The organism is Streptomyces sp. KL116D (assembly GCF_030766975.1).
Taxonomy (GTDB): Bacteria; Actinomycetota; Actinomycetes; order Streptomycetales; family Streptomycetaceae; genus Streptomyces; species Streptomyces longispororuber_A.
The window spans coordinates 368,592-394,964 of the sequence record NZ_JASERH010000057.1; the positions used below are offsets into that span (position 1 = coordinate 368,592).

General features: G+C 71.4%; 25 protein-coding genes and 1 pseudogene. 19 read left to right on the forward strand and 7 right to left on the reverse strand.

Translation table 11 applies throughout. The features are described from left to right. Positions 1 to 35 precede the first annotated feature (35 nt). The 5 genes from rfbH to RBJ77_RS23755 form a co-directional block, all read right to left on the reverse strand. Positions 36 to 1,340: a lipopolysaccharide biosynthesis protein RfbH gene (rfbH, locus tag RBJ77_RS23735; protein WP_372346858.1), complete on the reverse strand. Its 1,305-nt coding sequence runs from the start codon at positions 1,338 to 1,340 to the stop codon at positions 36 to 38. 36 nt (positions 1,341 to 1,376) lie between these two features. Continuing rightward, entirely contained in the window at positions 1,377 to 2,363 is a 987-nt protein-coding gene (gene rfbB / locus RBJ77_RS23740) for a dTDP-glucose 4,6-dehydratase (RefSeq protein ID WP_372346859.1), read from the reverse strand. Next, positions 2,360 to 3,427, reverse strand: a complete 1,068-nt coding sequence (locus RBJ77_RS23745) for a glucose-1-phosphate thymidylyltransferase (RefSeq protein ID WP_372346860.1) — start codon at positions 3,425 to 3,427, stop codon at positions 2,360 to 2,362. Before RBJ77_RS23745 ends, rfbB begins: the two co-directional genes overlap by 4 nt. A 31-nt stretch (positions 3,428 to 3,458) precedes the next feature. Further along, complete coding sequence (locus RBJ77_RS23750) at positions 3,459 to 4,748, reverse strand: nucleotide disphospho-sugar-binding domain-containing protein (protein WP_372346861.1); 1,290 nt, start codon at positions 4,746 to 4,748, stop codon at positions 3,459 to 3,461. A 156-nt stretch (positions 4,749 to 4,904) separates the two neighbouring features. Then, positions 4,905 to 6,053, reverse strand: a complete 1,149-nt coding sequence (locus RBJ77_RS23755; RefSeq protein ID WP_372346862.1) for a DegT/DnrJ/EryC1/StrS family aminotransferase — start codon at positions 6,051 to 6,053, stop codon at positions 4,905 to 4,907. 304 nt (positions 6,054 to 6,357) lie between these two features. Between RBJ77_RS23755 and RBJ77_RS23760 the strand changes: the two genes are divergently transcribed. The 15 genes and pseudogenes from RBJ77_RS23760 (at position 6,358) to RBJ77_RS23830 (ending at position 20,464) form a co-directional block, all read left to right on the forward strand. Beyond that, complete coding sequence (locus tag RBJ77_RS23760) at positions 6,358 to 7,848, forward strand: MFS transporter (RefSeq protein ID WP_372346863.1); 1,491 nt, start codon at positions 6,358 to 6,360, stop codon at positions 7,846 to 7,848. A gap of 300 nt (positions 7,849 to 8,148) precedes the next feature. Further along, positions 8,149 to 8,391 (forward strand): annotated as a pseudogene (locus tag RBJ77_RS23765) (BTAD domain-containing putative transcriptional regulator); the annotation flags it as partial. A gap of 142 nt (positions 8,392 to 8,533) precedes the next feature. Continuing rightward, positions 8,534 to 9,085, forward strand: a complete 552-nt coding sequence (locus RBJ77_RS23770) for an SRPBCC family protein (protein ID WP_372346864.1) — start codon at positions 8,534 to 8,536, stop codon at positions 9,083 to 9,085. Continuing rightward, on the forward strand, positions 9,082 to 9,471 hold the full coding sequence (locus tag RBJ77_RS23775; RefSeq protein ID WP_372346865.1) for a YrdB family protein: 390 nt from the start codon (positions 9,082 to 9,084) through the stop codon (positions 9,469 to 9,471). Before RBJ77_RS23770 ends, RBJ77_RS23775 begins: the two co-directional genes overlap by 4 nt. Before the next feature lie 370 nt (positions 9,472 to 9,841). Further along, entirely contained in the window at positions 9,842 to 10,630 is a 789-nt protein-coding gene (locus tag RBJ77_RS23780) for a thioesterase II family protein (protein WP_372346866.1), read from the forward strand. 380 nt (positions 10,631 to 11,010) lie between these two features. Beyond that, positions 11,011 to 11,277, forward strand: coding sequence for an acyl carrier protein (locus RBJ77_RS23785; RefSeq protein ID WP_372346867.1), 267 nt, complete (start codon positions 11,011 to 11,013; stop codon positions 11,275 to 11,277). Then, positions 11,274 to 12,464 carry an acyl-CoA dehydrogenase family protein gene (locus tag RBJ77_RS23790; RefSeq protein WP_372346868.1) on the forward strand — a complete coding sequence of 397 codons (1,191 nt, stop codon included), beginning with the start codon at positions 11,274 to 11,276 and terminating at the stop codon, positions 12,462 to 12,464. Before RBJ77_RS23785 ends, RBJ77_RS23790 begins: the two co-directional genes overlap by 4 nt. A gap of 5 nt (positions 12,465 to 12,469) precedes the next feature. Continuing rightward, positions 12,470 to 13,672, forward strand: coding sequence for an acyl-CoA dehydrogenase family protein (locus RBJ77_RS23795; protein WP_372346869.1), 1,203 nt, complete (start codon positions 12,470 to 12,472; stop codon positions 13,670 to 13,672). Continuing rightward, a complete protein-coding gene (ubiG, locus tag RBJ77_RS23800; protein WP_372346870.1) occupies positions 13,672 to 14,493 on the forward strand; it encodes a bifunctional 2-polyprenyl-6-hydroxyphenol methylase/3-demethylubiquinol 3-O-methyltransferase UbiG in 822 nt (273 codons plus the stop codon). The genes RBJ77_RS23795 and ubiG overlap by 1 nt, the downstream gene beginning before the upstream one ends. 14 nt (positions 14,494 to 14,507) lie before the next feature. Continuing rightward, positions 14,508 to 14,987 (forward strand): hypothetical protein, encoded by a 480-nt coding sequence (locus tag RBJ77_RS23805; RefSeq protein ID WP_372346871.1) that lies wholly within the window; start codon positions 14,508 to 14,510, stop codon positions 14,985 to 14,987. Beyond that, positions 14,984 to 16,093 carry a type III polyketide synthase gene (locus RBJ77_RS23810; RefSeq protein WP_372346872.1) on the forward strand — a complete coding sequence of 370 codons (1,110 nt, stop codon included), beginning with the start codon at positions 14,984 to 14,986 and terminating at the stop codon, positions 16,091 to 16,093. The genes RBJ77_RS23805 and RBJ77_RS23810 overlap by 4 nt, the downstream gene beginning before the upstream one ends. 43 nt (positions 16,094 to 16,136) lie before the next feature. Continuing rightward, complete coding sequence (locus RBJ77_RS23815; RefSeq protein WP_372346873.1) at positions 16,137 to 17,033, forward strand: methyltransferase domain-containing protein; 897 nt, start codon at positions 16,137 to 16,139, stop codon at positions 17,031 to 17,033. Between the two features lie 5 nt (positions 17,034 to 17,038). Further along, positions 17,039 to 18,535 (forward strand): aminotransferase class III-fold pyridoxal phosphate-dependent enzyme, encoded by a 1,497-nt coding sequence (locus RBJ77_RS23820; protein WP_255966464.1) that lies wholly within the window; start codon positions 17,039 to 17,041, stop codon positions 18,533 to 18,535. Further along, positions 18,532 to 19,809 (forward strand): phytoene desaturase family protein, encoded by a 1,278-nt coding sequence (locus RBJ77_RS23825; protein WP_372346874.1) that lies wholly within the window; start codon positions 18,532 to 18,534, stop codon positions 19,807 to 19,809. Before RBJ77_RS23820 ends, RBJ77_RS23825 begins: the two co-directional genes overlap by 4 nt. Before the next feature lie 52 nt (positions 19,810 to 19,861). Next, a complete protein-coding gene (locus RBJ77_RS23830) occupies positions 19,862 to 20,464 on the forward strand; it encodes an NADPH-dependent FMN reductase (protein ID WP_372346875.1) in 603 nt (200 codons plus the stop codon). Here the strand turns inward: RBJ77_RS23830 and RBJ77_RS23835 are convergent. Beyond that, complete coding sequence (locus tag RBJ77_RS23835; protein WP_255966459.1) at positions 20,426 to 20,635, reverse strand: DUF6059 family protein; 210 nt, start codon at positions 20,633 to 20,635, stop codon at positions 20,426 to 20,428. The two genes, RBJ77_RS23830 and RBJ77_RS23835, sit on opposite strands and share 39 nt — an antisense overlap. Positions 20,636 to 20,897: 262 nt before the next feature. On the opposite strand from RBJ77_RS23835, the gene RBJ77_RS23840 reads away from it, so the two are divergent. The 4 genes from RBJ77_RS23840 to RBJ77_RS23855 all read left to right on the forward strand — a co-directional run bounded on the left by RBJ77_RS23840 (position 20,898) and on the right by RBJ77_RS23855 (position 25,504). Further along, positions 20,898 to 21,077 carry a hypothetical protein gene (locus tag RBJ77_RS23840; RefSeq protein ID WP_372346876.1) on the forward strand — a complete coding sequence of 60 codons (180 nt, stop codon included), beginning with the start codon at positions 20,898 to 20,900 and terminating at the stop codon, positions 21,075 to 21,077. Continuing rightward, positions 21,074 to 23,404: a TOMM precursor leader peptide-binding protein gene (locus RBJ77_RS23845; protein WP_372346877.1), complete on the forward strand. Its 2,331-nt coding sequence runs from the start codon at positions 21,074 to 21,076 to the stop codon at positions 23,402 to 23,404. Before RBJ77_RS23840 ends, RBJ77_RS23845 begins: the two co-directional genes overlap by 4 nt. A gap of 187 nt (positions 23,405 to 23,591) precedes the next feature. Next, positions 23,592 to 24,770 (forward strand): sensor histidine kinase, encoded by a 1,179-nt coding sequence (locus RBJ77_RS23850; protein WP_372346878.1) that lies wholly within the window; start codon positions 23,592 to 23,594, stop codon positions 24,768 to 24,770. A gap of 125 nt (positions 24,771 to 24,895) precedes the next feature. After that, positions 24,896 to 25,504: a DNA-binding response regulator gene (locus RBJ77_RS23855; protein WP_372346879.1), complete on the forward strand. Its 609-nt coding sequence runs from the start codon at positions 24,896 to 24,898 to the stop codon at positions 25,502 to 25,504. An 18-nt stretch (positions 25,505 to 25,522) separates the two neighbouring features. Here the strand turns inward: RBJ77_RS23855 and RBJ77_RS23860 are convergent, their stop codons facing one another. Further along, entirely contained in the window at positions 25,523 to 26,149 is a 627-nt protein-coding gene (locus tag RBJ77_RS23860; protein WP_372346880.1) for an NADH oxidase, read from the reverse strand. Positions 26,150 to 26,373: the final 224 nt, after the last annotated feature.

Sequence of the window (26,373 nt, forward strand, 5' to 3'; positions counted from 1 at the left end):
CCCTGGCTCTCTGGTGATGTGGGTGGGGCAGGTGCTCAGCCGCGCTCGGCCACGAACTCCTTGATGGTGGCGACCACGTAGTCCAGCATTTCGTCCGTGAGTCCTGGGTAGACGCCGATCCAGAAGGTGTGCTCGGTGATGATGTCGCTGTTGGTGAGGTCGCCGACGATGCGGTGGGGGCGGCCGATGTAGGCCGGCTGCCGGGTGAGGTTGCCGGAGAAGAGCCGCCGGGTTCCGATCTTCCGTTCTTCCAGGTGTGCGACCAGTTCGGCGCGCGTGTAGCGGGCCTCCGGGTCGACGGTGATGACGAAGCCGAACCAGCTCGGTCGGGACCGTGGGGTCGGCTCGGGGAGCAGCAGGCCCGGAAGGCCGTCCAGGCCTTCGCGCAGGCGGCGCCAGTTGCGGCGTCGTGCCTCGACGAAGCCGTCGAGCTTGGCGAGCTGGGTCAGGCCCAGCGCCGCCTGGATGTCGGTGCCCTTCAGGTTGTAACCGACGTGGGAGAAGATGTACTTGTGGTCGTACCCTGCGGGCAGGTTGCCCATCTGGTATTCGAACCGTTTGAAGCAGGTGTTGTTCTTGCCCGGTTCGCACCAGCAGTCCCGTCCCCAGTCGCGCAGTGACTCCACCACGCGGGCCAGGCGGAGGTTGTCGGTGAGGACGCAGCCGCCCTCGCCCATGGTGAGGTGGTGCGCGGGGTAGAAGCTGACGGTGCTCAGGTCTCCGAAGGTGCCGGTGATCCGGCCGTCGTAGAGGGTGCCGACCGCGTCGCAGTTGTCCTCGACGAAGAAGAGGTCGTGGTCCTTGGCGAGTTGGGCCACCTCGGCCACCTCGAAGGGGTTGCCGAGCGCATGGGCGATGATGATCGCCCGGGTCTTGGGACCGATCGCCTGTGCCACCCGGTCGGCCGTCGTGTTGTACGTCGTGAGGTCCACGTCCACGAAGACAGGGATGAGCCCGTTCTGCAGGATCGGGTTCACGGTGGTGGGGAATCCCGCCGCGACCGTGATCACCTCGTCCCCCGGTTGCAGGCGTCTGTCACCGAGCGTCTCCGAGGTGAGGGCGGAGAGCGCGAGGAGGTTCGCCGACGAACCCGAGTTCGTGAGATGGGCCTTGCGCCGCTTGAGGAGCTTGGCGAAGTCGGTTTCGAACTTCTTGGAGCTGGGTCCGGCCGCGATGCGCATGGTGAGTGCGGCCTCGACGATGGCGACCCGGTCCTCTTCGTCCAGGACCGCGCCGGACGGCCAGATCTCCGTCACTCCGGGCTTGAACTCTGTGTCCGACGCGGTCGCCCGGTGGTAGTCGCGGACCGCGTCCAGCACGATGTCCTTGTTGTCAGTCATCGTCATTCCTTTCCGTTGGCCGGCACTCCGCGGTCCTCAGCCCGCCGCACCTTCGGTTCGGTACTTGGCGGACTTCCACCAGCCCGGGTTGTCGCGGTACCACTGCGCTGTGGCGGCCAGTCCCTCGTCGAAGCCGGTGAGCGGCGCATAGCCCAGTTCCTCGCGGATCTTGGAGTCGTCGATGGCGTACCGCAGGTCGTGGGCCTCGCGGTCGGCGACGTGGCGGATCATCTCCGGCCCCAGGCCCGTCAGATCCAGCAGGCGTTCGGTGATGGCGCGGTTGGTCCGGTCGTTGCCGCCGCCGATGTTGTAGATCTCGCCGGGCCGGCCGTTGTCGAGTACGAGCTGGATGCCGCGGCAGTGGTCGTCCACGTGCAGCCATTCGCGGACGTTGCGTCCGTCGCCGTACAGCGGCACCTGCTTCCCCTCGAGCAGGTTGGTGACGAACAGCGGGATGAGCTTCTCGGGGTGCTGGTACGGGCCGTAGTTGTTGGAGCAGCGGGTGACGGAGAGGTTCACCCGGTGTGTGGTCCAGTACGTGCGGGCCACCAGGTCGGAGCAGGCTTTGGAGGCTGCGTAGGGGCTGTTGGGCAGCAGCGGGCAGTCCTCGGTCCAGGAGCCCTCCTCCACCGAGCCGTACACCTCGTCGGTGGAGACGTGCACGACCCGCTGGACACCGCTGTCCAGCACGGCGTGGAGCAGTGTCTGGGTGCCGAGGACATTGGTGCGGTAGAACGCTCCCGCGTCGGCCAGTGAGCGGTCCACGTGGGATTCCGCGGCGAAGTGCACCACGGCGTCGTGTCCGGGCAGCAGTTCGCGCAGCAGTTCCGCGTCGCAGATGTCGCCCTGGATGAACTCCAGGCGCGGGTGCGAGGCGGGGAGGTTGCTGCGGTTGCCCGCGTAGGTCAGCTTGTCCAGGACGGTGACCCGTGCGTTCTCCCAGCCCGGGTAATGGTTCTCGAGGAGGTTGCGGACGTAGTGGGAGCCTATGAAGCCGGCTCCGCCGGTGACGAGGATCTTCATGCGGCGACTTCCACTTGGGTGTGGTCTCCGACGACCAGGCGGTAGCCGTCCGTGCTCTGCGTGGTGATGCCGACGGTGGCGGAGCGGCCGACGAGGGAACTGTGCAGGCCCTGCACGCCGGTGACCGATGCCCCGTCCAGGACGATGGAGTGCGCCAGGCGGCTGTTGACAACCGCGCAGCCGCGTCCCACGGACGTGTGCGGGCTGATGTGGCTGTCCTCCACCACGGTGCCCGCGCCGATGATCGCCGGCCCCTCGATGCGGGAGCGGACGATGCGTGCCCCTTCCTCCACGACGACCGGCCCCACCAGCACGCTGGTGTCGTCGGCGGTGCCGTCCACGGCGGGCCGGAGGCCGTCCAGGACGCGGGCGTTGCACTCCAGGACGTCCGCGACCTTCCCGGTGTCCTTCCAGTAGCCCTCGTACTCGCTGGCCCGTACGTCCGCGCCCTGTGTCACCAGCCACTGGATCGCGTCGGTGATCTCCAGCTCGCCGCGGGCGCTGGGCGTGATGGACGCGATCGCCTCGTGGATCGCGGCGGTGAAGAAGTACACCCCGATCAGGGCCAGGTCGCTGCGTGGCCGCTGCGGCTTCTCCACCAGGCGCAGTACCTCGCGGTCGGGTCCCAGCTCGGCCACGCCGAAGGCTCGCGGGTCCGCGACCTTGCGCACCACGACGTGGGCTGCGGGGCGGCAGGCGGCGAAGTCGTCGGCGATGTCGGAGATTCCGTCGGGCAGCATGTTGTCGCCCAGGTACATCACGAAGTCGTCGTCGCCGAGGAAGTCCCGGGCGATGGCGACGGTGTGCGCGAGACCGAGGGGGTCCTCCTGGCGGATGTAGGTCAGCCGGGCTCCGAACCGCGACCCGTCCCCGAGGACCTGCTGGATCTCGTTGTCGCGGCTGTTGACGATGATGCCGATCTCGTTCACGCCCAGGTCCAGGATGTTCCGCACGACGTATTCCAGGACCGGCCTGTTCGCTATGGGGATGAGCTGCTTGGGCATCGAGTAGCTGAAGGGCCGTAGACGGGTGCCCGATCCGCCGGCCAACACCAGGGCTTTCATAGTGGTCCTCTCGCTTCGTGGGTGCGGACGTTCAGCCGCGATGCTCCGCAGTCAGCCTCTCCAGTACCGGAATCACGTCCTTCGGTGCCGGGGCGGCCAGCATGTCCTCGTACAGGTCGTGGGCCCCGGCCTGGAACGACGGTTCCGTCAACAGCCGGACGAGGTCCTTGCGCATGCTGTCGACGTCGATCGCCGCGGGGTCGACGACCAGTCCCGCGCCCCGGCGGCTGATGTACTGCGCGATGACCTTCTCGTCCCACAAGGGGATCGGCACGATCAGCTGCGGTACCTGGAACGCCACACAGGCCCCTGAGGTGCCTCCGCCGCCGTGGTGGATGACGGCCGAGCTCGTGGGCAGTATCTGATTGAGCGGTACGTAGCCGATGGCGCGGATGTTGTCCGGGAGCTCACCCACGGTGGCCAGCTGGTCGCTGTTCAGGGTCGCGACCATTTCCAGATCCAGGTCGGACACGGAGTCGAAGAACTCCCGCAGGGGGAAACCACCCTGCGGACCGTCGATGAGCCGGCGGGTCTGGCCGAGTGTGAACACCACCCGGGGCCGCTCGGGCCGGGTGTGCAGCCACTGCGGAAACGCGCTGCCGCCGTTGTACGGGATCCAGCGGACCGGTACGTACCTCAGATCCAGCGGGTACTGCATCCGCGCCGCCGTCAGGTCGACGGTCCACTGGCCGAGCAGCGTCTCCTCGGTGAAGTCGAGACCGTACCGCTCCAGCACCGGCTCCAGCCACGGCAGCCACGGGTCCTCCGTCAGGCCGGAGGCCGGATCGGCCAGTTCCTGCAGCGTCTTGGACCGGACCAGACCGACGTTGTCCATGCCGAACAGGAGGCGGGCGTGGGCGGCACCGCAGGCACGTGCGGCCACCGCGCCGGTCGGAGCCAGTGGGTCCCACAGCACCAGGTCCGGGCGCCAGTCCCGGGCGAACTCCACCAGCGTGTCCAGGACCGGCCGGCGACCGCCGCCGACCGACTCCGGCGGATAGTGCGCGTCGAGCAGGTCGGTCAGCATGCCCCGGCAGGTGCGCCAGGTGTTCTCGTCGTCCGGGTCGATCGACGCGGTACGTCGGTCGGGGCGGTTCGCGGCAGCGAGCAGGGGCGCCAGCGAGTCGGCGAGTTCCTCCTTTCCGCCCAGTGACACTGAAGTGAGGCCGGCCGAGGCGATGTTCGTGAACAACTTCGGGTCGAGACCGGCCTCGGTGGTGGCCATCACGACTTCGTGACCGGCGCTCTGCAGTGCCCATGCCAGTGGGGCGATTGGATATACGTGCGACGATGCCGGAAAGACGTTGAAAAGAATGCGCATCGCTGACCTTCCTCGAGATTGTCGGTGCGACGCCGACAGCTGCCGTTCGCCAGCAGAGTGCAGGCCGGTTCTAAAGGTTCACTTGCGCTGTGCGGCCACCCCGCAATTCCCTGCGGCCACTTCTCGCTTACCTGGCCACCCGTCGGAAAGTCCGCTTCATGAAAGCGTGCGGCGCCGGTTCTCGAGAGACTTGCGCACGGCTGCCGCGACCGTGCGCACGTCCTCGTCGCTCAGCCCGGGATGCAGGGGCAGGCACAGGGTCCGTTCCGCGGCCCAGTCCGAGCGAGGCAGCTGAAGGCTCTGGGAGCCGAAGGCGGGGACCTTGTGCAGCGGTGCGTAGCGGAAGGTCGTGTAGATGCCGTCCTGGTAGAGGTCGCCGGCCAGCTGGTCCCGGATCTCGGGGTCGGTCTGCACCCAGTAGAAGTAGTGGGTGGACTCGTGGCCGTCCGGCAGGGCGGGGGGCAGCAGCACCCCGGGCACCTCGGCCAGTTCACGGTCGTAGAGCGCGCAGATCTCCTTGCGACGGCGTACGAACTCGGGGAGCCGGCGCAGCTGTACGGCGCCGATCGCGGCGGTGAGGTCGTTGCCGATGACACGGCGGCCGGGCTCGGGGATGTCCAGCTCCCACCAGCGGGAGGAGACTTTCGCGTGGCCGAAACCGCTGGGCTGGGCAAGCCCGTGGTAGGCCAGCCGCCTGGTCCTGACCGCTCGTTCCCGGTCCTTGACGTAGATCATTCCGCCGTCGCCGGTGACCAGGACCTTCATGGCGTCGAAGCTCCACATGGCGATGTCACCGAAGGAGCCCACGGCCCGGCCGTCCACCCGGGAGGCCACCGCGCAGGCGGCGTCCTCGACGAGTGTGACGCCCAGCTCCCGGCAACGGTCCGCGATGCGGACGATGTCACCGGGTGAGCCCCCGTAGTGCAGGACGATCACTGCCCTGGTCCGGGGCGTGAGCGCCTGCTCGATGTCCTCGACCGTGGGGTTGAGGGTCCGGGGGTCGACGTCGCAGAAGACCGGTCGGGCGCCACAGCTGAGTACGGCGTTCGCGGCGGCGACGAAGCTGAGGGACGGCAGCACCACCTCGTCGCCGTCCTTCAGGTCCAGCGACTCCAGGGCGAGGAAAAGCCCTGACGTGCCCGAGTTGATGAAGACGACGTGTTCGGCAGGCACATCGATGTGCTCCGCGAAAGCAGCCTCGAAGGCCTGGGTACGCGGGCCGTGTCCCAACCACTTGTCTTCGAAGGTCTCGGCAATCGCGGCGAGTTCCTCCGCTCCGACTTGGGGCTGAAAGAGATTGATCATGACTACCTTTCGCGTATCCGGCTGATAGCGACGTCAGAACGATTCGAGTGGTTTTCCCGAACGTGTTCGCTCCGTACGAACACACGGTGACGGGGCTCCATCGTGTGGGGCTGCGCTAAAAGTCCGGCAAAGCGCCGGTCCCGGCGCATCGCGGAATTCGGCTGTTCTTCAGCCGTGAGCATTCGGGAGTTCTGTTCGAGGTGGCGTGGGACAGGTTCCACAACCGGGACTTCAGCGGCCGGGGCCACGCTCGTCGGGGCGCGCACCGGCGCCGGCCCCCGTGAGCCCGAGGAGAGGACCAGCGATGCGGTCGACGTACGACGAGGATGTCCACACGTCCGGGCTCGCGGGCCCACCGGACCCGCGCCGCTGGGCGGTGCTCGCGGTCCTCTCCCTCGCCCTGTTCGTGATCATCCTCAACAACGGGCTGCTCAACGTCGCGCTGCCCAGCATGATGCACGACCTGGACATCGGCATCGGCACCGCCCAGTGGATCGTCGACGGCTACTCGCTGGTCTTCGCGGCCTGCCTGCTCACTGCGGGCACCCTGTCCGACCGGTACGGCCGCAAGCGGGCCACCCTGCTCGGCGTCGTGCTGTTCGGCGTCGGCACGCTCCTCGCCCTGGCCGCGGACGGAGCGGCCCAACTGGTCGTCGCGCGGGCGGTGATGGGCGTGGCCGCGTCCCTGGTCATGCCCGGCACCCTGTCCATCCTGGTGGACGTGTTCCCCGAGCACGAGAGGCCGCGCGCCCTGGCCGTCTGGGGCAGCGCGTCCGCGCTGGGGGTGGCCGTGGGGCCGGTGTTCGGCGGCGCCCTTGTGGGCCACTTCTGGTGGGGCTCGGTCTTCCTGGTGAACCTGCTGCCGGTCGCCGTCGTCCTGGCCGCGGGTCTCCTGTTGCTGCCGGAGTCGGCGGCGCCCGTGCCCCGGCCGCTGGACCCGGTGGGCGCGGTGCTCGGCTCCGCGGTCATGGTGGCCCTGGTGTTCGGCGCCATCCACGCCTCGGGCGACGGGTGGACATCGGCCGCCGTCCTGGGTGCGTTCGGCGGCGCGCTGGTGTGCGCCACCTGCTTCGTGGCGTGGGAACGGCGGCACCCCAGCCCGATGGTCGACTTCGCGCTGCTGCGCCGTCCCGCCTTCCTCGGCGCGAGCGCCGGCATCATGCTGCTCTTCAGCGGGCTCGCCGGCACGCTGTTCACCCTCACCCAGTTCCTTCAGTTCGGCCTGGCGTACGGCCCGTTGAAAGCCGGTCTCGCGCTCGCCCCGATCGCGGTCGCGGTCGGCGCGGGCTCGTCCCTCGCCCCGTGGCTGGCCCGTCGCACCGGCCCGCGCGGCGGCGTCGCCACCGGTCTGGCAGCCGCCGCGGCCGGCGCCCTGACACTCGCGGCGGCCGACGGCTACCCGGGTGTCCTGCCCGGGCTCGCGCTGCTCGGCGTGGGCGTCGGCCTGGCTCTCGGTCCCGCGACGGACACCCAGTTGTCCATGGTCGCACCCGAACGGTCGGGCAACGCGGCAGCCCTCAGCGACACCATGATGGAACTCGGCAACGCCGTCGGAGTCGCCGTCGTCGGCACCGTCCTCGCGCATGGCACGGTCGGCGCCGCGGCGCCCGGCACCGGCGTCGAGGCCGCCGCGACAGCGGGCTTCGTCACCGCGGGGGTCATCGTCGCGGCGGGCGCGGTGCTCGCCGGACTGCTGCTGCCCGGTCCGGCCCGCCCCGCGGCGGACGCAGAGACGGGAAAGCCGGTCGTGCGCACCCCGCGCACGGGGAAAGAGGCGCCGGTCCGGTCGGCCTGACCCCGGACAGGGACACGACCGTGAAAATCTCATGTGCCGCACCCCACGGATTCAGCATCTGTCACGTGCTCCTTTCCCTGTCGGTGGTGGCGCCCTCGTGCGACTGTCGCCGCGGAGGCCTGAAGAAGGCCTGCACAGTGCGGAGGGAGAAGGGGAGATGGAGATCGGTGTCCTCGGGCAGCTCGTGGTGACGGTGCACGGTCGGTCCCTCGTGCCCAGCGCGGCCACGTCACGGCAGGTGCTCGCCCTGCTCGCGGCCAACCTCGGCCGGCATGTGTCACTGGATGCTCCGAGGTCCTCGGCGGACTCAGCGCCATGACGGCCCGCTACCCCCTCCAGGAGGGTCTGCACGCCCTCTGGATCGCGTGCCTGTACCGCTGCTGCCGCTCCGGCGAGGCCCTGGACGCCTTTCGCCGACTGCGCGCGGCGATGGTGGACGAACTCGGCATCGAGCCCTCGCGCCGCCTGCAGCGACTGCACCATGCCGTCCTCCGCGACGACCCCGCGCTGGACTCGGCTGCGATGGATTTGGCTGCCTTTTAGCCGGAGGCCTCACGCTCCGGTCCACAGGGCTGGGGAGTCGGAGGGCGGGGAAGGATGCGGCGGGGATCTGGTTCAGCGACCCGCCGGCCGACCGTTCCCCTGACCTACGACACCGTTCCACTCACGCACTCTGGGAGCCACCTTGCCAGTCGCCTCACGTTCTTTACTCGGCCGCGTCCTCTACCGCGGGCCCTCGCTGGACGAGCTCCGGCAGCACTACGCCAAAGGCGGCCTCATCGACGACCGGGCGCCCGTGACCGCCGTCAGCCGGGTGCGGATCGAAGCTCCCCCGGCCACCGTGTGGCGGCTGCTGCACGACCTGCCGGGCTGGCCCTCCTGGGTGCCGGGAGTCACCTCCGTGCGGCAGGGACCGAAGGGCACCGTGCCGGACGAGCAGTTCCGCTGGAAGCTGGGCGGGATGCCCATCAGGTCGACGCTGGCCGTGGTCGAACCGCTGCAGGAGTTGTGCTGGACCGGCGTGCTCGCCGGCACCCGGGCGGTGCACCGCTTCCGGCTCACCACCGTCGACGGCGGGCACGCCACCGACGTGCTGTCGGAGGAGTCCATCGGCGGCCCGCTCATCGCCCTGTACTTTCCCAGTGCCAAGCTGCGCACCGTCCTGCAAGACTGGCTGGAAGCCCTCAGGACCACTGCCGAGACCGCCGAGACGGCTGAGACGGAGGTCCCCCGGTGAGTCACACGACTCTGGCGCTCGCCAACAACGACGTCGTGCTCGCCATCCGCTTCCTGCTCGAGATGACCTCGCTGGTCTGCTTCGGCATCTGGGCCTGGCGCACTGTTCCGTCGCCGTGGCGCTGGCTCGCGGTGGTCCTCGTGCCGGTGGCCGTCGGCTGGATGTGGGGCACCTTTGCCGTGCCGGACGACCCGTCGCGCTCGGGCGAGAGCGACGTCCACACGCCTGGCCCGCTGCGGCTGCTCCTCGAACTCGCGGTGTTCTTCGGCGCGGTGGCGGCTCTGTACTTCGCGGATCTGCGCCGGGCCGCCCGCTGGCTGCTGGCGATCATGGTCATCTACCAGGTGCTCGCCTACGACCGCATCGGCTGGCTGCTCAGCCACTGAGCACCTGGCGGCGAGCGTTCGCGCGGCGGCAGGCCGGGCCGTCGGCCTGCTCGGCGCAGGTCCGGCGCGGGCGGTGCGCGGCATCGCCGGGAAGACGGGCGCCCGGCCGGAGGTGCCGTCACAGCGCGGCCGCCGGCGGTGAGATCGATTTGGCTGTCTTTTAGCGGTCAATCACATACTCGTGGCGTGCCTGCCGGGACCCGCTCCACCGTGCGTCGGGATGTCCGGCCGGTCGGGCAGGTGCGCCGTGCGCGTCCGCACACCGGGACCCGGTCGTCCGCCGCCCTCCGGTCCGTCCTTCCCGCCGGCCACGGTGCCGCGGTTCCCGGCGGGCGTCCAGACGAACCGGACGAGCCCGAGGCGGAACGGAATGACACGCTACTTGTCCCACACCTCCCCGACGGACGGCGCCGAGACCGAGGTGCGGCTGTTCTGCTTCCCGTACGCGGGCGGCGGGGCGTCGGCCTACCGGCGCTGGCAGCACGACCTCGACGCGCACGGGGCGGGCGCCCGGGTGCTGCCCGTCCAGCTGCCCGGCCGGGAAGGCCGGATGACCGAACCGCGCTTCACCGACCTGCACGCGCTCGTCGCCGAACTCGACGAGCAACTGGACGCGGAGCTGGAGCACCCGCACGTGTTCTACGGGCACAGCATGGGCGCCCTCGTGGCGTACGCGCTGACCGCCCGGCGGCAGCTCCGTGGCGCACCGCTGCCCATGGCGCTGGCCCTGAGTTCGTACCGGGCGCCGCACCTTCCGGCGCCGAAGATCGCCGACCCGGGGGCGAGCGACGAGGAACTCGTGGCGTCTCTCGCCGCGTTGGGCGGCATCCCCCGGGTGATCCTGGAGCACCCCGAGTTCCTGGCGGCGCTGCTGCCCGTCGCCCGCGACGACCTCCAGCTGTGCACGACGTCCTTCGCACCGGACGCGGAGGCCGTGCGGGTGCCGCTGCACCTGTTCATCGGGGCCAAGGACCGGCTCGTGTCGGTGCCCGAGGTGGTGGCCTGGCGACGCCACGCGGGACGCGGCTGCGAGGTGCGGGTGGTGCCGGGCGGGCACTTCTTCATCCGCGCCCACCAGGACGCCTTCCTGCGGGAGCTCGCGTCCGTGATCCGTCGGTACGACAGGGCTCCGGTGCTGGCCGGCGCCCTGTCCGCCTGACCGGCGGAGGTGGCGACGCCTCAGGACACGTACACGGGACGGGTGCTGGACCGCATGCGAACGAGGGGTCCCGGCCTCCGCGTTCGTCCGTGACACGGAGGTCGAAGGAGCCGGGGGCATCGTCGCCCGCCTCCTGGAACGTCGAGCGGCCTCGCCCGGATCGCGGGCGGGGCCGGGCCGTCGGCCGGGGGCCCGCGGGCAGCCCGCCGGAGGAAGGGCGGGCCGCACAACCGCCGCTACAGCCGACGCCACCACCATGGCCGAAAGGCACCCCACAGCCGACGCACCACCAGCTTCTCCCGCGGTTTCGACCCACTTTTCTCCCCAGATATCCAGGAGCGGATGTGCAGGACGACCGGGCGCAAGCCTTCATGACGACCTTGACGCAACAACTCGCCGCCGTGCGCCCCGAGACGGCCCAGCGGCACATCACGGAGCGGAGCCGGCTCACCGGCGACCTCGGTCTGGACTCGGTGGAGCTGGCCGAGCTCTTCGAGCGCATCCGGGAGACGTACGCGGGAGTGGAGATCTCGGACTGGCTGGCGATGGCGACCCGGGCGGAGGGCGACACCGTCGGCAGCCTGGTGCGCTATCTGGCGCTGGCCGTGCCCGAGGAGCGGCCGCTGGTGGCCGGGGGCGCCCGATGACCATCACCCAGGACGCGCCCGCGCGCACCGACTTCGTCGCGCTGGCCGAGGAGCTGGCGGAGCGGTTCGGCAGCCGGGCAGCGGAGCACGACGCGGCGGGCAGCTTCCCGCACGAGAACGTCGCCGAGCTGGTCTCCTCCGGCTACACCGCGATGACGGTGCCGCGTGAACACGGCGGCGGGGGCGCGGAGTTGGAGGAGCTGTGCCGGGCGCAGGAGACGCTCGCGACGGGCTGTGCGAGCACCGCGTTCGCGGTGAACATGCACGTCCACGGCATCGCGATGATCGCGGGCATCGGTGGTCCCGCCGCCGAGCGGGCCTACCGGGCGATCGTCGACGACGGCGCGGTGATCGCGGGCGGGTTCAGCGAGCCCGGGGTCGGCGGCAACTGGTGGCATCCCACCACGAAGGCCGAACCGGTCGAGGGCGGTTACCTGCTCAACGGGCGCAAGGGCTTCTTCACCGGTTTCCCGGCGGCCGACCTGCTGTTCCTGTCGGCGGCCAGGACCGATGACCGGGGCCTGCCGGAGCCGGTCGGCTTCCTGGTGCCCAAGCCGGAGCGCGGCGTGAGCGTCACGGCCGAGTGGGACGCGGCGGGCATGCGGGCGACGGGCAGCCATTCGCTGCTCCTGGACGACCTCTTCGTCGCGGACGCCCACATGGTGGGGCAGCCCGGCGCGCTGCCGCTGATGTTCATGCAGGGCGTGCACTGGGCGTGGTGCAGCTTCGCGTCCGTGTTCCTCGGGATCGCGCGCGGCGCGCTGGAGACCGTGGTGCGCGAGCAGCGCGGCCGCACCCTGCACGTGCTGGACCGGACGGTCGCCCATCTGCCGGGCGTGCAGTTCCGGGTGGCGGAGATGCGTACCCGGCTCGCGGCCGCGGAGGCGCACCTGTACCAGTCGGTGCGCGCCGATCACGACCGGGCGATCGCGGAGGATCCGCTGGGTCACTACATCGAGATGAGCGTGATGAAGAACAGCGTGTGCCGTCTCGCCCACGAGGTGGTGTCGCTGGCGATGCAGGTCCAGGGCGGTTCCGCGCTGATGTCCGCGCATCCGCTGCAGCGGGCCTACCGGGACGTGGTGGCCGGGCTGCTCGTCCCGCCGAACTCCGACGTGACCGCCGAGTGGGCGGGCAAGCACGCGCTCGGAGTGCCGGTCTTCGCCGAACCCCGCTGGGAGGGCTGATCGCCATGACCACCGCCACACCGGTGCGGGGCACCGAACGGGCCGTGCGCTGGGCCGAGTTGCAGGACAGCGCCCGGACCCTGGCCCGGCGTTTCGAGGAGCGCTCGCAGAGCGCGTACGGGGCCGGCGAGTTCGTCGGCGAGAACATCCGGGACCTGGTGGACGCCGGGCTCACCGCGATCAACGTGCCCGCGGACCTGGGGGGTTTCGAGGCGACGCTGGAGGAGAACACGCGGCTGCTGCGGATCATCGCCGGGGGCTGCGGGTCGACGGCGTTCACGCTGGCCATCCACGCGGTCCTGACCGGGTCGATGCGCAGCGATCTGAGCGTGGCCGTGCGCGAGCGGATGTTCGGCGCGGTGCGCGACGGGGCGTTCGTGGTGGGGCCGTTCACCGACGAGGGGTCGGGCGGCAACTGGGTGCGGCCGTCCACGACGGCCCGGCGGGTGCCGGACGGTTTCGTCCTGGACGGGCTGAAGCACTTCGCCACGGGGTTCGACGCGGCCACGCACCTGGTGGTGACCGCGGGGCTCGACGACGCGCACCTGGAGCCGCCGTTCAACCTGGCGGCGTTCTTCGTGGAGAAGCCCGCCGAGGGCATCGAGGTGGTCGCTCCGTGGAGCGGCTTCGCGCTGCCGATGACGGGGTCGCACTCGCTGAAGCTGGACGGCCTGCGGGTCGACGCCGACGATTCGGTGTTCCCCGACGGGCTGACCCCGCTGTTCGTGATGGCGCGTCAGCAGTGGGGGCACTACTGCTTCGCGGCGGTGTTCCTGGGGCTGGCCGAGCGGGCCTACGAGCTGGCCGTGGAGCGGACCAGGGGGCGCGCCACGACGGCGGTGTCCGATCTGGCCCGGCTGCCCGGCATCCAGTTCGCGGTGGCCCGGATGCGGTCGTCGATCGCGACGATGGACGCCCTGCTCACCGAGTACGCGACCCGGCACGTGGACCCGGGCGAGGACCTGCCGGCGTTCGTGGCCGACACCTGCATCCCGAAGTACCACATCACCAACGAGGCCGAGCACGTCGTGGCGACCGCGTTCGAGGTGATCGGCGGTTCAGGGATCCGGGACGGCTCACGGATCGGACAGATCTGGCGGGACGTCAAGGCGGGCCCGCTGCTGCCGTTCAGCAACGACATGTCCCGCGAGTTCATCGGCAAGGCGACCCTCGGCATCAGCCCGGTCGAGACCCCGAGGTGGGTGTGATGACGACGTCCGTACCGTCCACGCCGTCCGCGTCGGCGACCCGCGCCGGTGGTGCCCTCGACCCCGACCTGGTGCCGATCGACAACGCGTACTACGAAGAGGTCGGCGACGACTGGTGGAACACCGAGGGTCCGCTGCGCGCGCTGCACGAGATGAATCCGGCGCGCACCGGGTACTTCGACCGCGTCCTCAGGGAGCGTCACCCGGGCCGGGCCGCCGACACCATCCGGGTGGTCGACCTGGGCTGCGGCGGCGGGCTCGTCGCGGAGGAGCTCGCCTCGCGCGGTTACCGGGTCACCGGCATCGACCTGTCGCCCGGCACCGTGGAGGCCGCCCGCAGGCACGCGGCGGCGTCCGGCGTCGAGGTGACGTACCAGGTCGGCTCGGCGTACGGGACCGGGCTGCCGGCGGGCTGCGCCGACGCGGTCGTCGCCTCCGACGTCCTGGAGCACTTCCACGACCTGCCGGCGGCGCTCGCCGAGATCGACCGGCTGCTGGTGCCCGGCGGCGTGCTGCTGTTCGACACGGTGAACCGGACGGTGCGCAGCTATCTGCTGCTCATCCTCGTCGCCGAGAAGCTCCTCGGGATCATCAAGCCCGGCACGCACAACTGGAAGATGTTCATCCGGCCCACCGAGCTGCGCGTGCTGCTCGCCTCGGTCGGACTGCGGCTCGCCGACACCCGCGGGCTCGGCCCCGCCCGGTCGCTGCCGCTGCTGCTGCCCGGCCTGCTGCGCCACCGCCGCCTGGGCGCGTTCACCCTCACCGGTGACGTCTCGGCCAGCTACATCGGCCACGCCGTCAAACGAAGCACCACGTGAAGGACAGGACAACCATGGTCTCCATACGCTCCGCCAGCGTCGCCGGCACCGAGGTGAAGGCCGAACCGGACGCCGTACGCGCGCTCCTGCTCGACGTCGTGGGCTGCGGCCTGCTGATGCCGGGCGTGGAAAGCCTCACGGCCGAGGACGGCGACGTCTACCACTACGTGCTGACCACCATCTCCAACGGTGCCGTCAGCCACACCCCCGACCACCGCACCCGCTTCGACACCGCCGACGCGGCCCGGATCAGCTGGGAGCCGGTCGGCGCGCACAACTTCCGTTCCTGGGGCGAGTTCCGCACCGGTCCCGGCACCGAGCCCGGCACCACCTTCCTGGAGATCGACACGCGGTCCGAGGCCGACGTCGACATCGCCGCCGTGGTGCTGCCGCTGGTCGAGCCGTTCGCGCGGCAGCAGAGCGACCAGGTCACCGAGGGCTTCCTCACCGCCATCAAGGAACGGGTCGAGTCAGGCGCCGGGGCTGCGTCATGACGACGGTGTCCGAGGCCCCGGCGGCCGCCCGCACCCGGACCCGCGGGGTGGCGAAGCTGCTCTCGCTGCGCACCGCGGCGCCCGAGACCGTCGTCCCGCAGCAGGACGCGTTCGAGACGTACTACCGGGACAGGTACCGGGACGTGGCGAAGGCCGAGGAGATCTTCCGCGGCTCCGGGGTGCGCACCCGGCACATGGCCTGGGACCCGCGCACCGCATACGCGGACGGCTATCCGCCGATCAAGCCGCGGATGGCCGCCTGGGAGGAGAACGTCCTGGCGATGAGCCGCAGCACGGTGGGCGGCGTCCTGGGCGCGGCGGGCGACGCGGACCGGCTCACCGACCGGATCGGCTCGTTCGTGATGGCCAGTTGCACCGGGTACGCGGGGCCGACCCCCGACATCCTGCTCGCCAAGGAGTTCGGGCTCCGCAACGACCTGCGGCGCACCTTCATCGGGCACATGGGCTGCAACGCCGCGTTCAACGTCCTCAAGACGGCGTTCGACGCGCTGGCGGCCCGCCCCGACGAGCTGGTGCTGGCCGGCAGCGCCGAGGTCTGCTCGGTGCACCACCGCCCGGAGTTCACCGCCGAACAGGCCGTCGTGAACGCCCTGTTCGGCGACGCGGGCGCGATGACGCTGCTGGCGGCGGACGACGGCGGCGCCACGCCGGGGCCGGTGTTCCTCGGGACGCACACCGAGACCCACCCCGAGACCACGCACGCGATGAGCTGGCACATCGAGGACCAGGCGTTCCGGATGACGCTCTCCCCGTACGTGCCGTTCTACATCGGCGAGAGCATCGGCCCGTTCGTCGAGCGGCTGATCGCCCCGCACGGCCTGGGCGTCGGCGACGTACGGCACTGGGGCGTCCACCCCGGCGGCCCGAAGATCATCGACTTCGTGGGCGAGAAGCTGGACCTGACGCCCACTCAGCTCGCCCCGTCCCGGGCGGTCCTCGCCGAGCACGGCAACTGCTCCTCCGCCACGATCCTGCTGATCCTGGACCGGATCCTGCGCGAGGAGCGGCCCGCCCCCGGCGAGTACGGCGTGCTCATGGCCTTCGGCCCCGGACTGACCATGGAATCGGCGCTCGTCCGCTTCTGACCCCGCCCCGACCCGACACACTCGAACCGAGGGACTTCCCGCCATGACGATCACGACGACGAGCGCGCTCGAACCCCGCTGGACCACCCCCGACCTCCATGCCGCCATCAAGGACCACTACGACGGGCTGATCGAGCTGTACGAGGACCTGTGGGGCGAGCACATCCACCACGGGTACTGGCCCGACGGCGAGCCCGACCGCGGGCGGCACGCCGCCCAGGTGCGCCTGGTCGAGGAGCTCATCGCCTTCGGCCCGGTGCCGCCGATGGCCAAGGTCCTCGACGCCGGCTGCGGCATCGGCGCCTCCGCGGTGCACCTCGCGAGCCGGCTCGGCTGCACCGTCGACGGCATCACCATCAGCGCCGAGCAGATCGGCCGCGCCGAGGCGAAGGCCGCCGAGGCCAGCGTCACCGACCAGACCACGTTCCGGCTGCTCGACGCGATGCACACCGACTACCCCGACGACACCTTCGACGTCGTGTGGGCGCTGGAGAGCTGCGAGCTGATGCCGGACAAGAAGGCGTTCCTCGCCGAGTGCACCCGGGTCCTCAAGCCGGGCGGCACGCTCCTGGTCGCCACCTGGTGCGCCCGCGACGAGAGCCTGGACGCCGACGAGACCCGGCTGCTGCACCGCATCTACCGCGACTTCGTGGTCTCCCACGTCCTGCCGCTGGAGCGCTACGCGGAGCTCGCGGGCGAGCTGGGCCTGGCCGACGTCCGCACGGCCGACTGGTCGGAGCAGGTGTGGGACACCTGGAAGCTGTCCACGGACATCGTCAAACCGGTGGTCCGCGACCCCTCGGTGATCTGGAAGCTGGTCCGCGCCAAGGGCATGGACATCTTCCGGTTCCTCAACTCGGTGCCGCTGATGAAGCAGGCGTACGAGCGCGGGGTCATGCACTACGGCGTACTGCGCGCGACCAAGCCGGCCGGGAGCTGACCGACATGACGACCTCCGCCCCCGCCGCGACGACCGTCGAGTCGCTCGTCGCCGACCTGCTGACCCAGCCGTGGCTGATCGACCTGTTCGGCGAACTCACCGAACGCCAGAAGGCGTCGACCGCGGCGACCGAGCAGCTGCGCGCCAAGGACGCCGCCACCCACGTCTTCTGGCCCTTCCACTCGCCCCAGTTCCCGCTGATGGTGACCGAGGCGCACGGCAGCCGCATCCTCGACGCCGACGGCAACACCTACACCGACTGTCACCTCGGCTTCGGCGCGCAGGCGCTGCACGGGCACAGCCCGCAGCCGGTGGTGGACTTCGTCCGCGACCACCTCACGACCACCACCGGCAACGGCTACTGCACCCCGGTCGAGGCCCAACTCGTCGACCTGCTGGGTGAGTTCGTGCCGCACTGCGAGAAGTTCGCGTTCCTCAACTCGGGCACCGACGCGACCGCGGCCGCCATCCGGCTGGCCCGGGCGCACACCGGCCGCCGGATGGTGGCCAAGTTCGAGGGCGCGCTGCACGGCGTGCACGACCTCGGCATGCACAACACGGCCTTCTGGTACCACGGCCACCCGACCCAGCCCTTCCCCGGCAACGCGCCGGACGGCGGCATCGAGCGGCAGTCCGCCCTCACCGGGGTGCCGGTCGCCGAGCCGCGCGACCTGCTGGTGCTGCCCAACGACCCGGTGCGGGCCGTGGAGCTGATCGAGCGGCACAAGGACGAGCTGGCCTGCGTGCTGACCGAGGCGGCGTCCTCGTCGTTCCCGTTCGTCGAGCACACGGTCCCGCTCCTGAAGACGGTGTCCGAACGCTGCCGGGCGCTGCGCGTGCCGTTCGTCCTCGACGAGGTGCTCACCGGATTCCGCTACGGGCCCGGCGGCGCCGCCGCGTACTTCGGCATCGAGGCCGACCTGTACTGCTACGGCAAGGTCCTCAGCGGACTCGGCATCCCGCTGTCCGCGGTCGGCGGCCGGGCCGCGCTCCTCGACCACACCCAGACGTCCGGGCTGCCGCTGACCGACATCGGCCGCAAGACCTGCGTGCAGACCACCCACGCCGGCAACCACCTGGCGCTGTGCGCCTCGTACGCGAGCCTGCGGCTGCTGCACGAGCAGCGCGACACGTACTACACCGAGACCCGGGCGAAGGTCGCCCGCGTGCAGGAGCGGCTCGCCGCGTTCCGCGCCGAGACGGACATTCCACTGCGGCTCGTCGGGTTCGGCGACTTCATCGGTTCGTTCGGCTTCCTGGAGCACGACTCGTACGACGACTACCGGGCGTTCGCCGGGTCGGTGAACCCCATCGCGTTCTTCCTGCTGACCCTGATGCTGCGCAAGCGCGGCTTCTACACGCTCAGCCTGCCGATGCTGTTCACCGGCGGCGCGCACAGCACGGAGGACCTGGACGCGCTGGTGTCGGCGGTCACCGACTCCGCGCGCGAACTCGACCGGCACGGCTTCCCGTTCATCCTGCCCGGGACCGGTCGGGCATGAGCGCCGGGGCCGACGAGCGGGCCGACGCCGTCGTCGTCGGGGCAGGTCTGACCGGCCTGGTGGCGGCCGTGCGGCTGGCCTCCGCCGCCGGCCCCGGACGCCGGGTACTCCTCCTCGAAGGCGGCGGCGAGCCGGGCGGGCGGGCCCGCACCACCGAGCACCAGGGCTTCCACCTGGGGCTCGGCCCGCGCGCCCTGTACCGCACCACCCGGGACCGGCTGCGGGCGCTGGGCGTGCGCGTCCCGGGCCGGGCGCCCGCACTGGGCGGGGCGCTGGCCCTGCGGGACGGGGCGCTGCACCCGGGGTACGCGGCGGCCGGGCCGCTGCTGCGCACCGGACTCCTCTCGCTCCGTGAACGGATCGCGGTGGCCCGGCTGCTGGGCCTGGCCCGCGGCCGCACCGACCTGGCCGGCACCGACGCCGCGCAGTGGCTGGGCGACCGGCTGCCCACCGAGCGGGCCCGGCAGGCCGCCTTCGCGGTGCTGCGCATGAGCAGTTACACGGGCCGCCCCGACATGATCGGCGCGGACGCGCTGTCGCTGCACTTCGCCGAGGTGCGGCGCGGTGTGGAGTACGTCGACGGCGGCTGGCGCACCCTGACCGACGCGCTGCTCGCGCGGGCCGGGGAGCTGGGTGTCGAGCTGCGCACCGGGTCCCGGTGCGCGGTCGTGGAGGGCGGGGCGCGCCCACGGGTGGTGACCGCCGAAGGGCATCCGGTGCGCGCCCGGTCGGTGGTGCTCGCCGGTCTGTCGCAGCGCGCGGCGGGCCGGCTCCTCGGTCTGGCCGGGCCGGGCACGGGTGCTCCCGTCGCCCGGCCCCTGCACACCGCCTGCCTGGACGTGGCGCTGAGCCGGCTGCCCGACCCGCGCCGCACGCTCGTCTTCGGCGTCGACGAGCCGCTGTACCTGTCGGTCTTCTCCCGCACGGCCCGGCTGGCCCCCGAGGGGGGCGCCGTGCTGCACCTGGCGCGCTACGACGACGGCTCCGGACTCGGCGCGACCGAGGTCCGCAAGCGGCTGTACGAACTCCTCGACCAGTGCCAGCCCGGCTGGCAGGACGCCCTGGTGCACGAGCGCTTCCTGCCGCGCATCACCACGATGACGGCCCTGCCCGAGGCGCGCACCGGCGGCCTGACGGGCCGTCCCGACGTGCGGGTCCCCGGCCATCAGGGGGTCTTCGTGGCGGGTGACTGGGTCGGGCCCTCCGGTCTGCTCGCGGACGCCTGCGTACTCAGCGGGACCCGGGCGGCCGAGGCCGCGGCCGCCCGTCTGTGACGCCCTCAGACACGTCAGAAGCTCAAGTCACCTCAGACCCAACGGAGTTGCCATGCGTCCGATCCGTATCGCCGCGCTCGGGGGCTCGTTGCGCTCGGGCTCGGTCTCCGCGGCCGCGCTGCGGGCGTGCGCGGCGCGGGCCCGCCGGGCGGGAGCCGAGGTCACCCTGGTGTGCGGCACCGACCTGGTGCTGCCGCCCTACGACCCGGACACCACGAACCCCTGCGCCGCCGAGCTGCGGCTGCTGTCGGCGCTGCGCGCCGCGGACGGGGTGCTTCTGGCCAGTCCGACGTACCACGGCGGCATGTCCGGGCTGCTCAAGAACGCCCTCGACCACACCGAGGGGCTGGCCGGTGACGTGCCCGGCTACCTGGACGGACGCTCCGTGGGCTGCCTGAGCGTGGCGTGGAACGAGGTGGCCGGCGCGTCCGCGCTCGCCGCGCTGCGCACCTGCGCGCAGTCGTTGCGCGGCTGGGCCGTTCCGATGGGGGTCGTGGTGCCGGCCGGCACGGAGTTCGCCGCGTCCGGCGCCTGCGCCGACCCGCGCACCGCGCGCCGCCTGGACATCCTCACGGACCAGGTGCTGGAGTTCGCCGCGATGCGCCGGGGCGGCGCGTCAGCCGAGGCTGTCCAGGTCCCGCAGCTGTCGGTCTAGGGCCCGCTCGACCGGGCTCAGCGGAATGTCGGGCCTGACCCTCTCCAGCGGGTACGAGAGCGTGGACCGGGGATGCTCGTCGGGCAGGTAGAGCCACATCTGCCCGTAGGCGACCAGGCAGTTGTACGCCTCGCCCAGGACGCGGGCGATGACACCCAGGGGCCGGAACATCGGGGCTCCTCTCGGCAGCCGCACACGACGGTGCGGCGCGGAGCCCCGATGCTCGGGGGCGGCGCTAAACGGCCACTAGGGCCGGTCATCGGCCGCATGTGAAAACGTCACCCCCCACAGGTGAAGGCAGCACTGTCCGCGTCCGGCCGGTAATCGCAGAATTCTGGCCGTGAGACAGCGGCCCCCGCACGGAGAGTCTCCGTCCGCACCTCACACCGCCCAGACATTCACTGCCCGGCACATTCAAGGGAGAGGTTTCCCCATGGTCAACGCAGTATCGTCCGGCTCTCACCACCTCGACGACACCACCCAGGCTCGCGGGGCCAGCCGGTCGCTGGTGATCGAGGACCTGGACGGCGCGGGACAGTGTGACGTCGCGCTGTTCAGCATCTGCATCATCTCCGTCCCGGCGAACGACGCCACCGGACAGTTCGCGGCATGACCGGTGCCGGGGAGCACAGAACCGGGACGGTGCGCCCGGACGTCACTGCGCTGGTGGGCTTCAAGCGTCATCTCAGCCCGGTCGTGGTTCCCGGCGAAGCCGCCTATCTGGTCTCGCGGCGCGGTGTCACCGCGCTGCGCGGCCCGCAGGCGGAGGTCCTCGTGCCCCTGCTCGACGGCACGCACACCGTCGACTCGGTGCTGCGCGAGGCGTCCCTGGCGATGCCCGCCGAAGAGGCGGGGCAGTCGCTGGACGCACTGACCCGGTCGGGGCTGCTGGGCTTCCGCCCGGCGGCCCCGGCCGGCACCAGCGACGATCAGGCCGACCCGATGGCCGAGGCGTACTGGGACCTGGCGGGCCTCGACGGCCACCGGGCATCGGCCGAACTGGCGGGCGCCGCCCTCGGGTTGGAGGCGCTGCCCGGCATCGAGGCGGAGCCGGTGCGCGCCGCGTGCCTCGAGTCGGGGCTCTCGGTCGCCGCCGCCGGCGCCGCCCCCACCACCTCGACGGGACTCACCCTCGTCCTGTGCGACGACTACCTCTCCCCCGAACTCGCCGACGTCGACGCGCGGCACCGCGCCGACGGGACGCCCTGGCTGCTGGCCAAGGTGTGCGGCACCGACCCGTGGGTGGGGCCGATCTTCCGTCCGGGACAGGGCCCGTGCTGGTCCTGTCTGGCCGACCGGCTGCGCGGACACCGGCGCTCGGAGTGGCCGGTGCAGCGCGCCCTTGGACTGGCGGGGCCGCCTGCGCGGCCGGCCGCCTCGCTGGCCGCGGGCCGCGCCGTCGCCGTGCACCTCACGGTCCTGGAAGCCGCCAAGTGGCTCGCGGGAATGCGGTATCCGGCGCAGGGCCTGGTGCACACGCTGGACACCATGCTGCTGCGGGCGTCCGCCCATCCCGTGCACCGGCGCCCCCAGTGCCCGGTCTGCGGCGACCCCGACCTGGTGGCGCGGTCGGTGGGCGCGCCGTTCGTCCCGTCGAGCCGGCCGAAGACCATGCGTCACGGCAACGGCCACCGGGCCGAGGAACCGGCGCGGACGCTGGAGCGCTACAGCCATCTCGTGGGCCCCGTCACCGGGATCGTGAAGGAGATCCGGCGGGCCCCGCGCACCCCCGACTTCGTCGACAGCTATCTGTCTGGCCACAACCTCGCCTTCAGCCCGCACGATCTGGCCGGTCTGCGCGCGGGCCTGCGGGCGCTGAGCGGAGGCAAGGGGCTCGACCCGACCGAGGCGCAGGTCAGTGCCCTGGGCGAGGCAGCGGAACGGTACAGCGGTACGCGGCAGGGCGACGAGCCCGTCGTCCGGGACAGCTACCGCGCGCTCGGCGCGGACGCCCTGCACCCCAACGCCTGCCAGCTCTACGGGGAGCAGCAGCTGCGCGACCGCGACGCGTGGAACGCGCGGGGCTCGCACTTCCAGTACGTGCCGCGGCCGTTCGACGAGACGCGGCCCACCGACTGGACCCCGGTGTGGTCGATGACGGCCGGGCGGCACCGGCTGCTGCCCACGTCGATGCTCTACTTCTCCAGCGGTGCCCCGGCCGAGGACGGGCTGACCTGCGACTCCAACGGGAACGCGGCGGGCAGCAGTCCCGAGGACGCGCTCCTGCAAGGGTTCCTGGAGCTGGTGGAGCGGGACGCGGTGGCCCTGTGGTGGTACAACCGCACCCGCCAGCCCGCCGTGGACCTCGACGCGTTCGCCGCACCCGAGGTGGACCGGATCCGCGAGGGGTGCGCGGGGATGGGGCGCGAGGTGTGGGCCCTGGACCTCACCTCCGACTTCGGCATCCCCGTCGTGGCGGCGCTCAGCCGGCGCACCGACGCCCCCACGCAGGACGTGGTCTTCGGCTTCGGCGCCCACTTCGATCCCCGGGTCGCCCTGCGCCGGGCGCTCACCGAGATGGGGCAGATGCTGCCGGCGGTACTGCCGCGCCGGCCGGGCGGCCCCGGCTACGGGATCGACGACCCCGACGCCGTCCACTGGTGGCGCACCGCCACGCTCGCCAACCAGCCGTACCTGACCCCAGATCCGCTCAACCACCCGAAGGTTCCCGTGAGTTGGGCCTACTCGCCACGTACTGATCTCCTGGACGACATCACCGCGGTGCACGATCTGGTGCGCGCCCGGGGCCTCGAACTGCTGGTCCTCGACCAGACCCGGCCGGATCTGGAACTGCCCGTGCTCAAGGTGATCGTGCCCGGCCTGCGGCACTTCTGGGCGCGGCTGGCACCGGGGCGGCTCTTCGACGTGCCGGTGGAGCTCGGCAGGCTGGCCCGGCCGACGGACTACGCCGACCTGAACCCTGTCCCGCTGTTCGTGTAGAAGTCCCCCTGAAAGCAGGTGACTTCGCACCCCTGCCTCAAGAGCAACCCGGCCACTCGGTCAACATTCTGTCAACACAAGTCACCCACAGTCTTCACGCCAGTCCCATATGATCTGAGACAAACTCGCTCCGGTCGGAGCAGGAGTCCATGAAGGCCGATATACGTCGGGGGACGGGGCATGGGTCATGGGACTGCGTGAGCGTCTGGCGGACGCGTCGATAGGCACTCCCGCGACAGGAACCCGGTCCGGCCTCGCCCTGCCCGGGCCGCGGCTGGCCCGGGTCATCCTGCGCGTGGCCCTGCTGTGCTACACGTCCATCACGGCGCTGAACGTGTTCAGCACGAACCTGAGCCCCACCGGCCGGGCCGGTGCCGTCGCCGGGCTGGTCGTGGTCTTCCTCATCCAGCTGCGGCACTCCTCCTTATGGGCCGCACGCAGGCCGCCGCTGGACAAGGCGCTCACCCTGGGCGCCCAACTCCTGCTCACCTACCTGCCGTTGTTCGTGTACCACGCGCAATGGGGCGCGCTGGGCGGGTTCTTCGCCGGTTCGCTGCTGCTCCTGCTGCCGTCCCGGGCCGCCTGGACGCTGTTCGCCGCCACCGGCCTGAGCATGTTCCTGCCGCCGCTCCTGGCCGGCCAGGGGATCGTCGACTCGATCTATCTGTGTCAGTCCACGCTGCTGACCGGTCTGGTGGTCTACGCGCTGTCGCGGCTCAGCGAGGTGATCCAGGAACTGGCCGACGCCCACGGCGAGTTGGCCCGGCTCGCGGTGGTGCGGGAGCGGCTCAGGTTCGCCCGGGACCTGCACGACCTGCTCGGATTCAGCCTGTCTGCGATCACCCTGAAGAGTGAGCTCGTGCACCGGCTGATCCCGGCCCACCCCGAGCGGGCCACGCAGGAGGTGACCGACATCCTGTCCATCTCCCGCCAGTCGCTCGCCGACGTGCGACGGGTCGCGAGCGGCTTCCGCGACATGTCGCTCGACCAGGAGGTCACCTCGGCGGAGTCGGTGCTGCACGCCGCCGACGTGGAGGTGCAGCTGCGCGTGGTGGCGGGACCGGCCGACCGCCAGGTGGAGAACGTCCTCGCCGCGGTGCTCCGGGAGGCCGTGACGAACGTCCTGCGGCACAGCAAGGCGACCCGCTGCGCCATAGAACTCACCGCCGAGCGCGACGAGATGACCCTCACCGTGGTCAACGACGGCGTGCCGGACGAGCCGACGGCGCCGTCCCCGCACGGCGGCAGCGGCCTGGAGAACCTCGCCCTGCGGGTGTGCGAGATCGGCGGCACGCTCAGCTCCTGCGTCCTGGCGGACGGCTCCTTCGAGGTACGGGCCGTCGCCCCGCGACAACCCGCCGCGTGAGCACGCCCGGCGCGCCGGTGTTGGAACCCTGAACTTTCCATACTCGTACTGGCGTTCTGTTGGTAGAGTCCCCGCCGTTCGGGGCCCACGGAAAGCGGGCCGGGGGGACGAAACGGGGCGGCACGTTGATTCGTGTACTGCTGGCCGAGGACATGCACATGGTGCGTGGCGCACTCGTGGCCTTGCTGAATCTGGAGCACGACATCGAGATCGTGTGTGAGGTGGAGAACGGGGACGACATCGTCCCCGAGGCACTGCGGCACCGCCCCGACGTGGCGGTCATCGACATCGACCTGCCCGGCACCGACGGACTGACGGCCTCCGCGAACCTGCGGGAGGAACTGCCGGAGTGCCGTGTCCTCATCCTGACCAGCATGGGCCGTCCCGGCACCCTGCTGCGGGCGATGGCCGCCAAGGTGGACGGCTACCTCCTCAAGGACGCCCCGCCGGCCGAACTGGCCTCCGCGGTACGGCGGGTGGGCGCGGGCATGCGCGTGGTCGACCCGCAGCTGGCGGTGGCGGCCTGGGGCGGGCAGACGAGCCCGCTGACGGAGCGGGAGACCGAGGTCCTGCGGCTCGCCTCGAAGGGGGCCGAGCCCTCGGAGATCGCCGACAAGCTCCACCTGTCCACCGGCACGGTCCGCAACTACCTGACGAACATCACCACCAAGCTCAACGCCCGCAACCGCCTGGACGCCGTCCTGATCGCGCAGGAGTCCGGCTGGCTGCTGTGAAGAGGCCGACGCCAGCGGTCAGCAGTCCTCCGTCATCCCCGCGGCGATCAGATAGCTGAGGACGGCCTCGGTCACCTCCGGCGGCAGCGGCAGGATCGCCGCGGCCCGGGACGGGGTGACCGGCCAGGCCAGCAGGCCGACGACCCAGACGGCCTCCGGCCTGTGCAGCTGCACCCAGTGCGCCGACCCGGCGGACCGCAGCGCGAGGCCCGCCGACTCCAGGGTCATCGACACGTCGCTCATCAGCCGGATCAGCCGCTGCGCGGACACTCCGACGGGCGTGAACCCGGCACCCTGCCGGGTCGTGATGACGGACAGCAGCGGCCCCTTCAGGTCCTCCAGGCTCAGGGTGCGCACGATCAGGTGGGACAGCCGGCGCAGCATCGGCCACAGCACCAGGTACGCGGCCCGGCCCCCGCCCGTCCTGTCGGCCGGCAGCCGGCCCGTGCTGATGTTGGCCAGCAGGACGGGACCGAGCTGCATCCTCCGGAGCGCCTCGCGCACCACGGGTGTGGGCGCGCTGATCCGCTCGGTGCCGAACCGGCTGCGCAGTACCAACTCGTCGTCCGTGTCGCCCTGTTCGACGGTCACGTCCTCGTGCAACGACCAGAGATGGAGCGCGCGGCCCTCGACGACCCGCGACATGTCATCCCCTTTCGTCGGGGCCCGATTCTCACCGAGTCGCCGTGCCCCCGACAGACAGATCGTCATTCGTCCCCCATGAACTTCTCATGTCCGTGCGGTGCGGCGTCCCTCGTCGGCGGCCCGGCTTTGGCCGGTCGCAAGGGGCGCTTCCTACGGTTCCGCCATGACCGTGCAGACAGCAGACAGCCCGCCGGTGCGGCAGCCGCACCGGTCCGGCCAGGTGA